Annotated in this window: 17 protein-coding genes; 8 read left to right on the top strand and 9 right to left on the bottom strand. The window is 65.4% G+C overall.

Features of this window, described 5'->3' with window-relative positions; translation table 11 throughout:
* Nucleotides 1–50: 50 nt before the first annotated feature.
* Entirely contained in the window at nucleotides 51–707 is a 657-nt protein-coding gene (locus CO675_RS16235) for a DsbA family protein (RefSeq protein WP_092124558.1), read from the bottom strand.
* Nucleotides 708–829: 122 nt separating this feature from the next.
* Nucleotides 830–1,309: a DUF721 domain-containing protein gene (locus CO675_RS16230; protein ID WP_097672894.1), complete on the bottom strand. Its 480-nt coding sequence runs from the start codon at nucleotides 1,307–1,309 to the stop codon at nucleotides 830–832.
* A 141-nt stretch (nucleotides 1,310–1,450) separates the two neighbouring features.
* Between CO675_RS16230 and mutY the strand changes: the two genes are divergently transcribed.
* Nucleotides 1,451–2,563, top strand: coding sequence for an A/G-specific adenine glycosylase (mutY, locus tag CO675_RS16225; RefSeq protein WP_097672893.1), 1,113 nt, complete (start codon nucleotides 1,451–1,453; stop codon nucleotides 2,561–2,563).
* Between the two features lie 14 nt (nucleotides 2,564–2,577).
* Nucleotides 2,578–3,045 carry a PaaI family thioesterase gene (locus CO675_RS16220; protein ID WP_349644024.1) on the top strand — a complete coding sequence of 156 codons (468 nt, stop codon included), beginning with the start codon at nucleotides 2,578–2,580 and terminating at the stop codon, nucleotides 3,043–3,045.
* A gap of 161 nt (nucleotides 3,046–3,206) precedes the next feature.
* Here the strand turns inward: CO675_RS16220 and CO675_RS16215 are convergent, their stop codons facing one another.
* The gene (locus tag CO675_RS16215; protein ID WP_097672891.1) at nucleotides 3,207–4,475 is read right to left on the bottom strand and encodes a flavin-dependent oxidoreductase; all 1,269 of its coding nucleotides are present in this window, start codon (nucleotides 4,473–4,475) and stop codon (nucleotides 3,207–3,209) included.
* 172 nt (nucleotides 4,476–4,647) lie between these two features.
* Between CO675_RS16215 and CO675_RS16210 the strand changes: the two genes are divergently transcribed.
* Nucleotides 4,648–5,268: a glutathione S-transferase family protein gene (locus tag CO675_RS16210; protein ID WP_097672890.1), complete on the top strand. Its 621-nt coding sequence runs from the start codon at nucleotides 4,648–4,650 to the stop codon at nucleotides 5,266–5,268.
* Nucleotides 5,269–5,435: 167 nt separating this feature from the next.
* On the opposite strand, the gene CO675_RS16205 is transcribed toward CO675_RS16210, so the two are convergent.
* Nucleotides 5,436–6,350, bottom strand: coding sequence for a LysR family transcriptional regulator (locus CO675_RS16205; protein WP_097672889.1), 915 nt, complete (start codon nucleotides 6,348–6,350; stop codon nucleotides 5,436–5,438).
* A 151-nt stretch (nucleotides 6,351–6,501) separates the two neighbouring features.
* Here CO675_RS16205 and CO675_RS16200 point away from each other — a divergent pair, with 151 nt between their 5' ends.
* Nucleotides 6,502–6,945, top strand: a complete 444-nt coding sequence (locus tag CO675_RS16200; RefSeq protein ID WP_097672888.1) for a nuclear transport factor 2 family protein — start codon at nucleotides 6,502–6,504, stop codon at nucleotides 6,943–6,945.
* A gap of 19 nt (nucleotides 6,946–6,964) precedes the next feature.
* Entirely contained in the window at nucleotides 6,965–7,126 is a 162-nt protein-coding gene (locus CO675_RS41745; RefSeq protein ID WP_143279023.1) for a DUF1127 domain-containing protein, read from the top strand.
* 70 nt (nucleotides 7,127–7,196) lie between these two features.
* Here CO675_RS41745 and CO675_RS16190 read toward each other — a convergent pair whose 3' ends face one another.
* From CO675_RS16190 to CO675_RS16180, 3 genes are all read right to left on the bottom strand, one after another.
* The gene (locus CO675_RS16190; protein ID WP_097672886.1) at nucleotides 7,197–7,883 is read right to left on the bottom strand and encodes a glutathione S-transferase family protein; all 687 of its coding nucleotides are present in this window, start codon (nucleotides 7,881–7,883) and stop codon (nucleotides 7,197–7,199) included.
* 134 nt (nucleotides 7,884–8,017) lie between these two features.
* On the bottom strand, nucleotides 8,018–8,341 hold the full coding sequence (locus CO675_RS16185; protein ID WP_097672885.1) for a hypothetical protein: 324 nt from the start codon (nucleotides 8,339–8,341) through the stop codon (nucleotides 8,018–8,020).
* Between the two features lie 173 nt (nucleotides 8,342–8,514).
* A complete protein-coding gene (locus CO675_RS16180) occupies nucleotides 8,515–9,648 on the bottom strand; it encodes a site-specific DNA-methyltransferase (RefSeq protein WP_097672884.1) in 1,134 nt (377 codons plus the stop codon).
* Between the two features lie 381 nt (nucleotides 9,649–10,029).
* Here CO675_RS16180 and ypfJ point away from each other — a divergent pair, with 381 nt between their 5' ends.
* Both ypfJ and moaB read left to right on the top strand, forming a co-directional pair.
* Nucleotides 10,030–10,965, top strand: coding sequence for a KPN_02809 family neutral zinc metallopeptidase (gene ypfJ, locus CO675_RS16175; RefSeq protein WP_097672883.1), 936 nt, complete (start codon nucleotides 10,030–10,032; stop codon nucleotides 10,963–10,965).
* Between the two features lie 171 nt (nucleotides 10,966–11,136).
* Complete coding sequence (moaB, locus tag CO675_RS16170; protein ID WP_097672882.1) at nucleotides 11,137–11,700, top strand: molybdenum cofactor biosynthesis protein B; 564 nt, start codon at nucleotides 11,137–11,139, stop codon at nucleotides 11,698–11,700.
* A gap of 30 nt (nucleotides 11,701–11,730) precedes the next feature.
* Here the strand turns inward: moaB and CO675_RS16165 are convergent, their stop codons facing one another.
* Together CO675_RS16165 and CO675_RS16160 are read right to left on the bottom strand one after the other, a co-directional pair.
* A complete protein-coding gene (locus tag CO675_RS16165) occupies nucleotides 11,731–12,672 on the bottom strand; it encodes a bifunctional helix-turn-helix transcriptional regulator/GNAT family N-acetyltransferase (RefSeq protein ID WP_097672881.1) in 942 nt (313 codons plus the stop codon).
* Between the two features lie 94 nt (nucleotides 12,673–12,766).
* Nucleotides 12,767–13,336, bottom strand: coding sequence for a glycosyltransferase (locus CO675_RS16160; RefSeq protein ID WP_097672880.1), 570 nt, complete (start codon nucleotides 13,334–13,336; stop codon nucleotides 12,767–12,769).
* Between the two features lie 165 nt (nucleotides 13,337–13,501).
* Between CO675_RS16160 and CO675_RS16155 the strand changes: the two genes are divergently transcribed.
* Entirely contained in the window at nucleotides 13,502–14,680 is a 1,179-nt protein-coding gene (locus CO675_RS16155) for a PA0069 family radical SAM protein (RefSeq protein ID WP_097672879.1), read from the top strand.
* The last annotated feature ends 20 nt before the right edge of the window (nucleotides 14,681–14,700 follow it).

Genomic DNA, 14,700 nt, shown 5'->3' with positions numbered 1-14,700 from the left:
GCCGCGACTCGAACGCGGGCACGACGACGTCGGATTTGCGGGGCGCGTGATCAGCTCTTCAGCAGCGGATCGATGTGCTTGCTGAATTCCTCGAACGAGGTCTCGCCCTTCAGCATCTCGCCGTTGACGAAGAAGGTCGGCGTCGAGTTCACCTTCAGCACGTCGTTGGCGTATTTCTGGTCGGCGGCGATCTTGTCGAGCAGCGTCTGATCCTTCAGGCAGTCCTCGACCTGCTGCTGGCTGAGGCCGGCCTGCTTGCCGATCCGCGTCAGCGTCTCGGTGGTGTTCTTGACCACCCAGTCGTTCTGCTGGCGGAACAGCAGGTCGATCACGGCAAAGAACTTCGGCGCGTCGTCCTTGGCGATGCAGCGCGCCAGCATCGAACCGGCGGCGGCCTTGATGTCGAGCGGGAATTCGCGGAACACGTAGCGGACCTTGCCCGAGTCGATGTAGGTCGACTTGATCTTCGGGAACACGGTCTCGTTGAAATTGGCGCAGTGCGGGCAGGTCATCGAGGCGTATTCGATGATCGTCACCTTGGCGTCCGCCGGACCGAGGCCCATGTCCGGCAGCGACTGCGGCTTGGCGACCTCGGCGGCGGTCTGCGCGAACGCGTCCGTGATCAGGCGCAGCGGCGACAGCCCGGCGAGGGCGGCAAGCCCGGTCAGCGAGAGAGCGGTGGTGAAGGCGCGGCGCGTGATGATCAAGGTCAGCTCCCGGATTGGCGCATTCACGCCAGAATGAAGGGGGTCCCGAAAAGAAGCCTTCGCTAGCTTGAAACGACCATTGTGGCAATGCCGGGGTCTTGCGGCCGTGCCTGCGAAAAGCGTCAATTTCGCTTGATCGAGGCACCCAGCCGGGCCAGCGCCGCGCGCAGATCGTCGTCCTCGACGGCCGCAAGATTTGCCGCCTCCCGGGCCACGGCTTTGGCGTCGGGCTGGCGCGGCCGGGTCCGGGGCGCGCGGCGCGAAAGTGGCGCCTGCCGGATCGTCAGGCGGCCGACCGCGTGCCAGCCGAAGAAACGGTTCACCCGTTCCAGGATGACGTCGGAGGAATGCTGGATCTCCAGCGCCATCGGCCCCTCGACCCGCAGCACCAGCGTGGCCGGCTCCTGCGGCTGCCCCTCCACCGGCCGGGGCCACTGGATCTTCATCGGCTCGCAATAGGCCGCGATCCGCTCGCCGGCGATCTCGGTCCAGCGCGTCACCAGTTCGCGCGCGGCAAAGCCCTGCTTGGCATAGGCGTCGGTGAAGACGTCGCTGAGCAGGATCGACAAGGGCTTTGCGCTGATCGGGCCGGGTCTGGGCATGGGAGGATTATAGCAGCGGTCGCGATGGGGCCGAAACCGTGTTCATCAATGTGGCTGCGCTTGCACCACAGGATAAGAAAGGCGTGGATGCCCGGGTCAAGCCCGGGCATGACGGGGCGAGATTTGCCTTAAGATACGTCCATGAGCTCTCGCGCGGCCGCTAAGACCAAATCGACCGACCAGCAAACCGACCGCCCGGCGCGGCTGCTGGCCTGGTATGACCGGCATCGCCGGCGGCTGCCGTGGCGTGCGGAGGCGGGGGAGCGGGCCGATCCGTACCGCGTGTGGCTGTCGGAGATCATGCTGCAGCAGACCACGGTCAGGGCGGTCGGCCCCTATTTCGAGAAATTCCTGGCGCGCTGGCCCGACGTGTCCGCGCTTGGCCGCGCCTCGCTCGACGATGTCCTCAGGATGTGGGCCGGGCTCGGCTATTATTCGCGTGCGCGCAACCTGCATGCCTGCGCGGTTGCGGTGCTGAGCGAGCATGGCGGGGCCTTTCCGGACACCGAGGAGGAGCTGCGCGCGCTGCCGGGCGTCGGGCCGTACACCGCGGCGGCGATCGCCGCGATCGCGTTCGACCGCCGCACCATGCCGGTCGACGGCAATATCGAGCGCGTGGTCAGCCGGCTCTACGCCATCGAAGCGGCGTTGCCGCAGGCCAAGCCGCTGATCAAGGAGATGGCCGCGACATTGCTCGGCTCGTCCCGCGCCGGCAACGAGAACTCTCGCGCCGGGGACAGTGCCCAAGCCCTGATGGACCTCGGCGCCACCATCTGCACGCCGAAGAAACCGGCCTGCGCATTGTGTCCGCTGAATGACGATTGCGCAGGCCGCATCCGCGGCGATCAGGAGACCTTCCCGCGGAAGGCGCCGAAGAAGACCGGCACGTTGCGACGCGGCGCCGCCTTCGTGGTGACGCGGGGCGGCGAGCTCCTGGTGCGCTCGCGCCCGGAAAAGGGCCTGCTCGGCGGCATGACCGAGGTGCCGGGATCGCAGTGGCTTGCCGGGCAGGCGGATGCCGCCGCTTTGGCGCAGGCGCCGGAGCTCAAGGGCGTCACGCGCTGGCACCGCAGGACCGGCGTGGTCACCCATGTGTTCACGCACTTTCCGCTCGAGCTTGTGGTCTATACGGCCAGCGTGCCGCCGCGGACCCGCGCGCCGGACGGCATGCGCTGGGTGCCGGTAGCGACGCTGGACGGCGAGGCGTTTCCCAACGTGATGCGCAAGGCCATCGCGCACGGGCTGGATCTTTAGGGGGAGACGACCTGCTGACACCATGCTGGCAGCAGGTCCCGGCTACGACTTCCAAAACGGAGGCCGCCATGATCGCAACCGCACTCGACCGCATCCCGATGCCGCCCGTCGCAAGGCTGCTGGGTTGGCGCGTGGCTGATGCACGTCCGCAGGACGGCTGGATCAGGATCGTGTTCGAGGAGGATTTCTGCAATCCGGCCGGCTTCATCCAGGGCGGCATGCTGTCGTCGATGCTCGACGACACGATGGGGCCGGCGGTGTTCATCATGACCGAGGGCAGGCTGTTCACCACGACGATCACGATGACCGTCAACTTCCTCGCGCCCGCGAAACCCGGACCGATCACCGGTGAAGCGACCGTGACGCAGCTCGGCAAGACCATCGCCTTCGTCGAGGGCCGGCTGACCGCCGCGGACGGCACATTGCTCGCCACGGCGAGCAGCAGCATCCGCCTGGTGGAAGCGGCGCGGGCGCTGCGGTAGGACCGCGCGCTTTAGCAGTTCCGTCACCCTGAGGTGCGAGCCTTGCGGTGCACTCGCACCGCTGGGCGAGCCTCGAAGGGTCGACGGCCACCGGCCGGGCCGTGCATCCTTCGAGACGCCGCTTCGCGGCTCCTCAGCGACTGCTTCAAGTCACGCAGCGCTTACGCTCCCGCCCGCTGCACGATCGGCGGTTTGGCGTTCAGCCCGTCGACCTGGAAGCCGGCGACGCGCTTGTAGTTGGCGGCGATGTCTTCCAGTTCCTGCTGCGACAGCACCTCGGTGACGACGCCAAAGCCATTGGGCGCGCGCTCCTCGACCAGCTGCATCACCTGCTCCGGGCCGTTGCGGCGGTTCAGCATCACGAGGTCGGTCGTCGCCGGGCGCCGTTCGGCCTCATAGGCCAACAGCGCCGCCTGCGTTGCACCGTGCGCCAAAATCTCGCGCGTCAGCGTGCGCGCATCCAAAATCGCCTGCGAGGCGCCGTTGGAGCCGATCGGGTACATCGGGTGCGCCGCGTCGCCCATCAGCGTGACGCGGCCGAAGGTCCATTGCGGGATCGGATCGCGATCGACCAGCGGATATTCGTAAGCGTGCGGACAGTTGCGGATCAGGCCGGGCACGTCGAGCCAGTCGAAATTCCAGCTCTCGAACCACGGCAGGAACTCGTCGAGCTTTGCGGTGCGGTTATAGTCCTCGCGGCGCCACTGATAGGTCGGCGGCATATGCCGCTCGGCGACCCAGTTGATGTCGAACTTGCCGTCGGCGCCGGCCTCTTTCGAGATCGGATAGCAGACGAATTTCAGGGTCTCGTGGCCGGCCATGATCATGGTGCGGCCGGTCAGGAAGGCATTGCCGCGGGTGATGCCGCGCCACAGGATGCGGCCGTTCCAGATCGGTGGCCCTTCCTGCGGATAGAGTTTTTCGCGCACCGCCGAATGGATTCCGTCGGCGGCGATCAGCACCGCGCCGTCATAGCTGCCGGCGGGCTTGGCAGTCGCCTTGTCGATGAATTCGGCGCGAACGCCGTCGGCCGTCTCGGTCCAGCCGGTGAGATGATGGCTGGTCAGGATGTTCGCGGCTCCCAGCCGTTCGGTCGCGGCGTCGAGCAGCAGCTGCTGCAACCGGCCGCGATGGATCGAGAACTGAGGCCATTTATAGCCGGCCTCGAGCCCGCGCGGCTCGCTCCAGATCGGCTTGCCGTGCTTGGAGAAATAGGCGAGCTCGCGGGTGCGCACCGCCGATGCGTCGAGCACATCGTGCAGCCCGAGCTCGATCAATTCGCGCACCGCATGCGGCAGCACGTTGATGCCGACGCCGAGCGGCCGCAATTCGGGCACGCTCTCGAAGATGCGGCAGGGCACGCCGATCTGGTGCAGGCTGAGCGCCAGTGTCAGCCCGCCAATTCCGCCACCTGCAATCAGCACAGTCATGAAAAGCCCTCTCGGTTGGCCATCGTCATCGCATGGCGGCCCCGCTGCGGGCAAGGTCCGCGGCACCGCGCGGGGTGGACGGCAAGGGGTGCTGCAGCTAACGTCCGCCGCATCTCATAACAAGCCAGGCCGGGTTCGCAACGAACCGACAAGGCCCGCAGAGGACAACGACATGCTCAAGCTCTATACCGCCCCTGGCACCTGCGCGCTCGCGTCCCACATCGCACTGGCCGAAGCCGGTGCGTCCTATTCGGTCGAGCGGCTCGATTTCAAGGTCAACCAGCAGAACAGCCCGGAGTACCTGAAGATTAACCCGAAGGGCCGGGTGCCGTCGCTGGTGACCGACCACGGCGTGCTGACCGAGACGCCGGCGATGCTGGCCTACATCGCACAGACCTATCCGCAGGCGAAGCTCGCGCCGCTCGACGACGCCTTCGCATTCGCGAAGCTGCAGGCCTTCAATTCCTACCTGTGCTCGACGGTGCATGTCTGCCACGCTCACAAGATGCGCGGCGCGCGCTGGGCGACGCAGGAGACCTCGTTCGCCGACATGAAGTCGATGGTCCCGAAGACCATGGGCGCCTGCTTCAACCTGATCGAGCGCGACATGCTGAAGGGCCCGTGGGTGATGGGCGACAGTTACACGGTCGGCGATGCCTATCTCTACACGCTGACCCTCTGGCTCGACGGCGACGGCGTCGACATCGCGACCTTGCCCAAGGTAAAGGCGCATCGCGCGGCGATGGAGCAGCGGCCGGCGGTGCAGAAGGTGCTGGCCGAGCAGAGGGCGTAGGGCAGAGAGCGAAGCGGAAGCCAAGAATGCGATGTCGTCCCGGCGAAAGCCGGGACCCATAACCCCAAACCTCAATTGTGGCGCGACGCTGGGGCCACAGCCCTTCATTCCCAATTCACGGCTGTGGTTATGGGTCCCGGCTTTCGCCGGGACGACGAAAGTGTGTGTTACGCCTTCCCCTTCTCCAGCTCCCGTCCGGTCTCCAGCATCAGCTTGCGCAGCCAGATCGAGCCCGGATCCATCTGCGCCCGTGTCGGATAGAACATGTGCTGCTCGTCGATCCCTGGATCGAGCGGCGGCGTCACCGTCACCAGCGATAGTTGTTTCGACAGCGCAGAGATCAGCCGGCGCGGCACGAATGCGACGAGGTCGGTGCGCGCGGTGACGTGCAGTGCCTCGATATAGCCCGGCACCACCAGCGCGATCCGCCGCTGGATCCCCTTGGCGCGCAGCCAGGTGTCGATCAGATCCTCGTTATGGCCGCGGATGATCACGGCGACATGGCGCGCAGCGAGGAACGCTTCGCGCTTCCGGAGCTTGACGCCGGCGGGATGGCCGCGCCGCACCGCGAGCGCATCGATGTCGGTGTAGAGCCGCTGGCGGTGAAAGCCCTTGAAGGAATTGCCGATCGAGATCACGAGATCGATGGTGCGGGCAAAGTCGGGCGTGAAGATCGTCGAGCTCCGCCACGGCACGACGTCGATGGTGACGTTCGGCGCCAGCTGCGTCACCTTCTCCATCAGCGGCGGCATCAACAGCTCGACCGCGAGGTCGGGCATCATCAGACGGAAATGCCGCTCGCTGCGCGCCGGGTCGAAATCATCGGAGGCGAACAGCGTGCGCACCTGGTCGAGCGCCTGCGCCAACGGTGAACGCAGCGCCTGAGCCCGCGGCGTCAGCTCCATCCGCGCGCCGTTGCGCACCAGCAGCGGATCTCCGATCAAATCGCGCAGCCGCTGCAAGGCGTGGCTGGTCGCCGGCTGCGACAGGTTGAGCCGCATCGCGGCGCGGCTAACATTGGCATCGCGCAGCAGGGCGTCGAGCGCGACCAACAGATTGAGGTCAAGCGAATTCAAATTCATCAGGTGAATATATATCATACCACCTATCGATTGGAAGAATGTGCGTCGACGCCGCATGATTGGGAGGCAAGGCGTTCTCACGCGAAGCGAACGGCTCATCGCGCGAGGAAATGCCTCAAATCAGAGCCAATCCATCGCAAGGAGACGCGCCATGAGCGCAGCCGACAACAAGAAACTGGTGCAGGAGATATTCGCGATCGCAGGCGATCCCGACCCCGCGGTGCGCGAGAAATCGCTGCTGGTCGCCAATCTCGCCGACGACGCGGTCTGGACTGTGACCGGGCAATATTCCTGGTCGCGCACCTTCACCGGCAAGCAATCGATCATGAACGACCTGCACGGCCATGTCCGCTCCCGGTTGGTGGAGCGCGGTCGCACCATCGCCCATCGCTTCATCGCCGACGGCGACATCGTCGCGGTCGAGGCCAAGGGCAACAACCTCACCAAGGAAGGCCAGCGCTACGACAACGACTATTGCCTGGTGTTTCGCTTCGACGGCGGCCGGATCAAGGAAATCCGGGAATATTGCGACTCGGTGCTGACCGAGAAGGCGCTCGGTCCGTTTCCGGCGGCCGCGGTTCGCGCGGCGGGTTGAGACACTGACGGCCGCAGTCGTGGCAGGGCGGGCCTGGATCCGGCAGTGGCGTGACAACCGGCGCGCGTGGCGGCAGCTTGCTGTCATGAGTGAACGCGAGCTGCAGGACATCAGCGTCTGCCGCGTCGACATCGCCCATCATGGCCGGTGCGACAACGGCCGCCTCTACTGGCCGCCGTGAGATGCGATGCGAAATGCGCAGGGTGCGCAACGCGTCAGCGCGCCCACCCTGTGCAGCGTTGTGGGATAGCTTACGCCACCTTGGACTTGAGGTGGCCGAACATGATGTCGCGGGCTGCGTCGTCCATCTCGGTCTTGAAGGTGTGCCTGTCCTTCAGCGCGATCGCGCGCGCCGCCGCCGGCCGCGCCGAGATCTCGTCGACCAGCCGCTTCACGTTCGGATATTTGGCGTAGCCTTCCTCGCCGAGGATGAACGGCGCCATCCGCGCCCAGCCCCAGAACGCCATGTCGACGATCGTGTAGCTGTCGCCGACCATGTAGCGCGACTTCGCCAGGTGATCGTCGAGGATCTTGTAGTGGCGATGCGCCTCATACTGGTAACGGTTGTTGGCGTAGTCGAGATCCTTCGGCGCGAAATGCTTGAAATGCACCGCCTGGCCGGAATACGGGCCGAGGCCGGTTGCGATGAACATCAGCCAGGACAGCGTCGCGGCGCGGTTGGCCGGCGTGTTGGCGGGCAGGAATTTGCCGTTCTCCTCGGCGAGGTAGAGCAGGATGGCGTTGCTGTCGAACACCAGCACCCCGTCATCGTCGATCGCCGGCACCTTGCCGTTCGGATTGACCTTGAGGAATTCCGGCGAGAACTGCTCGCCCTTGCGGGTGTCGACCGGAATCGCCTCGAACGGCAGGCCGGATTCTTCCAGGAACAGGGCAACCTTGTTCGGGTTCGGCGCACCATTGAAATAGAATTTGATCATGAAGGGACTCCCTTGGTTCTTGTGACCGGCGAGATCGGGACGCGGCGGGCGAGGGCCGCTTGGCCCCTCATGCGCAAAATTCGCTGCAATGCGCAAGCGACGAGTTTGTGAATCAGGGCCGCGTGGCGCGCTGGTCAGCGCCAGAGGAAGCCCAGGATACCCGCGACGATCAACGCAACGCCGGCGACGTCCAGCACGGCGGCGGAGCGGATCGCGGCGTGCAGGTTGGAAAGCTGTGTCGCGCGCTCGGAGCCGCGGGCATAGCCGTGCACGATGATCTCTTCATTGAACTCGCCATGGGCCTCGAGGGCGAGCGTCAGGCCGACGCAGACCAGCAGGATGCCGAAGATGATCAGGCCGAAGAATCCGAGCAGGCCGATCAGCAGCATCGGAAACATGCCGAGCAGGAAGACCGGCAGCAGCGGCACCAGCAGCAAGGTCTCGGATTGTCTTCGCATCGGGCGACCCAATCGAAACGGCAAGTGACTGACGCCAATGTAGGCCCGCCGCCGCGGTGCAACAAGGCGGCCCGCGTTCAAGACGGCGTCATCTTTCCCGACGCATCATTCCCCGATGCGCAATTGCGCATCGGGGAATGACGAGAGTTGATGACGAGAATTGCGGCGGGACTTCAGCCCACTGCCATGCCGGAGCGGATCTCGGCGCGCAGCTCGTCGATCAGCCGCAGGCCGGTCTTGGTCTCGACGTGCCAGAAGGTCCAGCCGTTGCAGGCGCCGGAGCCTTGCGCGACGGCGCCGATGCGGTGGATCGAGCCGACCTTGTCGCCGAGCATGATGGCGCCGTCGGCGCGCACCAGGGCGCCATGACGCTTCTTGGCATCGACGAGTTTCGCGCCGGGGACGATCATGCCGCGTTCGATCAACTCGGAGAATGCCACCCGCGGCGCCTCGCGCGCGGTCATGAACGGGGCCAAGGTCTCGGCCGGCAGCGGCTCGATGGCGGCGATGCGGGCTTCGGCGGCGGCCGCATAGGTTCGGTCGCGCTCGAAGCCGATATAGTTGCGGCCGAGCCGTTTGGCGACGGCGCCTGTCGTTCCGGTGCCGTTGAACGGATCGATCACGAGATCGCCGGGCTTCGACGACGACAGCAGCACGCGGGCGAGCAGCTGCTCGGGCTTCTGCGTCGGATGGACCTTCTTGCCGTCGTCGCCCTTGAGGCGTTCCTCGCCGGTGCACAGCGGGATCAGCCAGTCGGAGCGCGCCTGCACGTCTTCATTGGACGCCTTCAGCGCTTCGTAATTGAAGGTGTAGCCCTTGGCCTTCTCGTCGCGCGCGGCCCAGATCATGGTCTCGTGCGCGTTGGTGAAGCGGCGGCCGCGGAAATTCGGCATCGGGTTGGACTTGCGCCACACGATGTCGTTCAGGAGCCAGAAGCCGAGGTCCTGCATGATCGCGCCGACGCGGAAGATATTGTGATAGGAGCCGATCACCCACAGCGTTGCCGACGGCTTCATCACGCGGCGGCAGGCGAGCAGCCAGGCGCGGGTGAAATCGTCATAGGCAGCGAACGACGAGAACTTGTCCCAGTCGTCGTTGACGGCATCGACATGCGACTCGTCGGGGCGCTTGAGATCGCCCTTGAGCTGCAGATTGTAGGGAGGATCCGCGAAGACCAGGTCGACCGAGCCGGCCTGAAGCTTCGACAACTCGGCCACGCAATCGCCAATGACGATGTGGCTCGACGGGGCACTCTCAAATTTAGTGCGGGGCGCCCTTGCAGACGCCCCGCGACGCGACACTACCATGACTCAAGAACTCTGACTCAGGCGACGCTGTCGGCGACGCGGGACTAAACAACCGACTGGCGTCACATTGACCCGGCAAAGTAAAAATCGACTTAATTGGAAATGTTCATGCGAAAGATTGCAGCATCTTTTGCGCGGCATGGCGCGGTGTCGTTGGCGTTGTGCTGCAACATCAGCGCGTTCGACGAAAAATTTTGCGGATCATCAAACCGGCACGATTCGGCCGGTAAATTGCCCGCTGCCTGCAGTGGTCCGCAGCGCGAAGGATGCGCGTCTAACGACTAGGCAATTTTTGCCGGGCAGGATATTGATTAACAGAATGGAAATTTTAGGTTGGTGTGTCCCGCATTGGGGCGCCGACTGGAATGAAGGGAAACCGCCATGCGCTATGATGATTTCCGCCGCAGCGACGACATCGAAGACCGTCGCGACGACAGCGGAGGCGGCGGCGGTGGTGGCGGCTTCGGGATCCCGATGGGCGGCGGTGGCGGGCTCGGCATCGGCACGGTCATCGTGCTCGGCCTGCTCGGCTATGCCTTCGGCATCGATCCGCGCATCCTGATCGGCGGCGCCGAAATTCTCACCGGCGGCGGCCAGGCGCCGACCTACCAGACCGATCGGCAGTCGTCGGGCGGGCAGGCCAAGCGCGGCGCGCCGACCGACGAGATGGGCAGCATGATCGCCGGCATCCTGGGTGAAATCGACGATCGCTGGAGCGAGATATTCCAAGCCAGCGGCCAGTCTTACCAGGGTCCGAAGATCGTGCTGTTCCGCAACGCCACCAATGGCGGCCGCTGCGGCATGGCGCAGTCGGCGATGGGACCGTTCTACTGCCCGCCGGACAAGACCATCTTCCTCGACACCGGATTCTTCCGCGAGGTCGAGACGCGCTTCCGCGGCTGCTCGGGCAACGCCTGCAAGTTCACCGCGGCCTATATCATCGCGCATGAGGCCGGCCATCATATCCAGAACCTGCTCGGCATCATCCCGCGCGTGAACCGGCTGCAGCAGCAGGCCGGCAGCAAGGCCGAGGCCAACGCGCTTCAGGTCAAGGTCGAGTTGCAGGCCGATTGTCTCTCCGGCGTCTGGGTCAACCGCGAGGAGAAGAAGCGGCCGGGCTTCCTCGAGGCCGGCGACATCGACGCCGCGCTGACCACGGCGAATGCGATCGGTGATGACACGCTGCAACGGCAGGCGACGGGCAGGGTGGTGCCTGATTCCTTCACCCACGGCTCGGCCGCGCAGCGCAAGCAATGGTTCATGACCGGCTACCAGCAGGGCACGGTGCAGGCCTGCAACACGTTCGGCGGGGGGTAGCCGCGTTGATTGATCGCCGGGCGTAGCCGCGGTCTCGATCCCGCTTGCGGGGAAGGTGGCATCGCATCGTCAGATGCGATGCGGGTGGGGGCTCTCTCCACTATATGACTTGCGGTGACACCCTCACCCAGCCCTCCCCCGCAAGCGGGAGAGGGAGCGAGAGAGCAGGCCATGTCTTCGATCGACGAATCCAAAACCTTCATCCCGCTCAACATCGCGGTGCTGACGATTTCCGACACCCGCACGCTGGCGGATGACAAATCGGGCACCACGCTGGCCGACCGTCTCACCGCGGCCGGTCACAAGCTCGCGGCGCGCGAGATCGTCACCGACGACGTCGAGGCGATCCGCGCGGTGATCCGGCGCTGGATCGCGGACGCGGGCGTCGATGCCGTGATCACCACCGGCGGCACCGGCTTTACCGGCCGCGACGTGACGCCGGAGGCGGTCGAGCCGCTGTTCGAGAAGCGGATGGACGGCTTTTCGATCGCCTTCCACATGCTGAGCCACGCCAAGATCGGGGCATCGACGATCCAGAGCCGCGCCACCGCGGGTGTGGCGGGCGCCACCTTCATCTTCTGCCTGCCCGGTTCGCCCGGCGCCTGCCGCGACGGCTGGGACGGCATTTTGGCCGCGCAGCTCGACTACCGGACGCGGCCCTGCAATTTCGTCGAGATCATGCCGCGGCTCGATGAACATTTGCGCCGCCCGAAGGCCAAGGGCGCGAGCGCTTAGCCGTCATCCCACGTCATTTCGGGGGGACGCCTAAAGCTCCAACTCCCAGGTCTCCCCCACCAGGTCGACGCCAAAACTGTGGTGCTTCTCTTCCTTGACCCGCTCGAAGCCGGCGCGCGCATAGATGCCGCGCGCGGCGACCAAAATGCTCTGTGTCCACAGCGTCATCTTCTTGTAGCCCATCTCGCGTGCGGAACGGATGCACTGCTCGACCAAAGCGCGGCCGACGCCGAGCCCGCGCGCCTTCTCCTCTACCGCCAGCAGCCGCAGCTTGGCGATCCCGTTGCCGCCGTTGACCAGGAAGACCGAGCCGACCGGCTCGCCGTCGACCTCGGCGATCCAGCAATGCTCACAGGCCGGATCGAACGATCGCAGAAACTGCGCGCAGATCTCGGCGACCAATGCCTCGTAGCTGATGTCCCAGCCATATTCCTCCGCGTAGGCCCGTCCCTGTTGCGAGATCACCCAGCCGATGTCGCCGACGCGGTGACTGCGCAGCAGGACGGCCGCCGGCTTCTCGGCAGACGGCTCCAGCGACTGCTCGATCGTACCCATCGCGCGCACCACGGCCGCACGCCGGTTGCCGTCCATCTGCTTCAGCAGCGCCCCGACCTCGCTGCGCGAGCGGCGGTCGAGGTCGGCGGCAGCAGTGCGGCCCTTGGCGGTGAGCGCCACCTCGTTGACGCGCTTGTCGACCTTTGACGGTTTGCGCGTCACGATCTGGCGGCGCTGCAGTGCCTGTAGCGTGCGGCTGACGAAGCCTGCATCGAGGTCGAGATCGCGCACCAGGTCCGTCGCAGTGCAGTTCTCGCGATTCGCGAGCTCGTAGATGATCCGGGCTTCCTGCAGCGTGAATGTCGAGTGCAAGAGCTTCGGCTCGATGATGCCGAGCTTGCGGGTGTAGAACCGGCTGAAGCCGCGCACCGCGGCGACCTGGCTCTCGAGGGCGGTGTCATGGGAATTTGATTTCATCAAACATATTATTTGACGGAATCAAATAAATCGCAAGCGCTTTCTCGCGGGTCTTCTTCGCGCGAACCGGTGTCTGATTTGCTTGAATTATGCCTTACGCCACCATGATCCGGCTGCGCAGCATGGTGCGGGAGGAGCGGCCGAGCCGGCGCAGCAGGCGCGCCTCGGAGCGGCGGGCGTCCGGGCGGTAGCCGCCGATCCGCTCGTAATGCTCGCGCGCAATCAGAAGGCCCTGTTCGGCCGAGGGTCCGGTGATCATCCGGGCGACGAATTTGAGGCCGTCGCGCAAACCGGGGTCGGTGTAGGGCGCGCGGGCGTAGCGGAAGATGCCGGCGCGGTCTTTGCCGCTCGCCGCCACTATCTGGATGAACTGGGTGGTCTCCTCGATCCAGCCGGCATCGAGCACCGCGCCCGGATGCAGGAACATCAGCCAGGGCGAACGCGCCTGCCGTGCGCCCGCCGCGAGCGCCGCGGCGCGCGTGCCCTCGAAACGCAGGAAGTGACAGCCGGCGACGTCGGCGACGCGCTCGATCACGTCGGTATCGGTGCGGTCGACCAGCAGCACCTCACGGACCACGCCGGCGGCTGCGCCCGGCACCAGCGCGGCCAGCGTTGCGACCGCGGTGCGTTCGACTCCGTCGGTGGGAATGATCACGCTCAGCATGAACTTTGAGGCTTCGATGGCTCAAACAATGGAGAAACTCAGGCCGTGTTATCACCTTGTCATATTCAAAGCAGCCTTTTCGCCTGCAGATTTTTACGCCATCACTTTGTGGATTTTCTCAGTTCATGTTCTTGATTTGTTCTCAAGCTGTGTTAGCTTCAAAACATGAGCCGAGCATCCTCTCATGCCCTCAAGCACCCGCCGGTAACGGCGCCCTCCGATAACCCGGCGGGTGCACCTTCACCTGTTCCTGCCCCTTTTCCCGAGCTTGCGGTTGCGATCGAACGCGAGCGGCGGCGCGGTCGCGGCGCGCAGTCCAACGCCAGTGGCCGCTACGAGGCCGAGGCGAGGGTTGCCTTCGACGACGGCTGGCAGAGCCTCGAAGACCTGCCGCCGTTTTCGACCAGCGTGGCGCTCGACACCTCGCGCAAGGTGATCACCCGCAACGACTCGCCCGACATCGGCTTCGACCGCTCGATCAATCCCTATCGCGGCTGCGAGCATGGCTGCGTCTATTGCTTCGCGCGGCCGACCCACGCCTATCTCGGCCTGTCGCCGGGGCTCGACTTCGAATCGAAGCTGCTCGCCAAGCCGGATGCGCCGGCGCTGCTCGAGAAGGAGCTGGCGGCGCCCGATTACGAGGCGCGGATGATCGCGATCGGCACCAACACCGATCCCTATCAGCCGATCGAGCGCGACCGCAAAATCATGCGCGGCATCCTCGAGGTGCTGGAGCGCGCCGGCCATCCGGTCGGCATCGTCACCAAGTCGGCGCTGGTGACCCGCGACATCGACATCCTGGCGCGGATGGCCAAGCGCAATCTCGCCAAGGTCGCGCTCTCGGTGACGACGCTCGATCCGAAGCTTGGCCGCACCATGGAGCCGCGCGCCTCGACCCCGTCGAAGCGGCTCGAGGCGATCAAGCGGCTCGCGGATGCCGGCATCCCGACCACGGTGATGGTCGCGCCCGTTATTCCGGCGCTGAACGATTCCGAGATCGAGCGCATCCTCGATGCCGCAGCCCATGCCGGCGCCAGGGAGGCGAGTTACGTGCTGCTGCGGCTGCCGCTCGAGGTGCGCGATCTGTTCCGCGAATGGTTGATGGCGAACTATCCCGACCGCTACCGCCATGTCTTCACGCTGATCCGCGACATGCGCGGCGGCCGCGACTACGACTCGCAATGGGGCACAAGGATGAAGGGCACCGGCCCGATGGCCTGGATGATCGGCCGCCGCTTCGAGATCGCCTGCGAGAAGCTCGGCCTCAACAAGCGCCGTACCAAGCTGACCACGGATCACTTCGCCAAGCCGAAGCGCAGCGGGGAGCAACTCAGTCTGTTCTAGGTGAGGCCCGTAGCCCGGAT

The sequence above is a fragment of the Bradyrhizobium sp. C9 genome (assembly GCF_002532045.1).
Taxonomy (GTDB): domain Bacteria; phylum Pseudomonadota; class Alphaproteobacteria; order Rhizobiales; family Xanthobacteraceae; genus Bradyrhizobium.
Note: the sequence above shows the minus strand (reverse complement) of the source record. Positions and strands in the feature narration are given on the sequence as shown.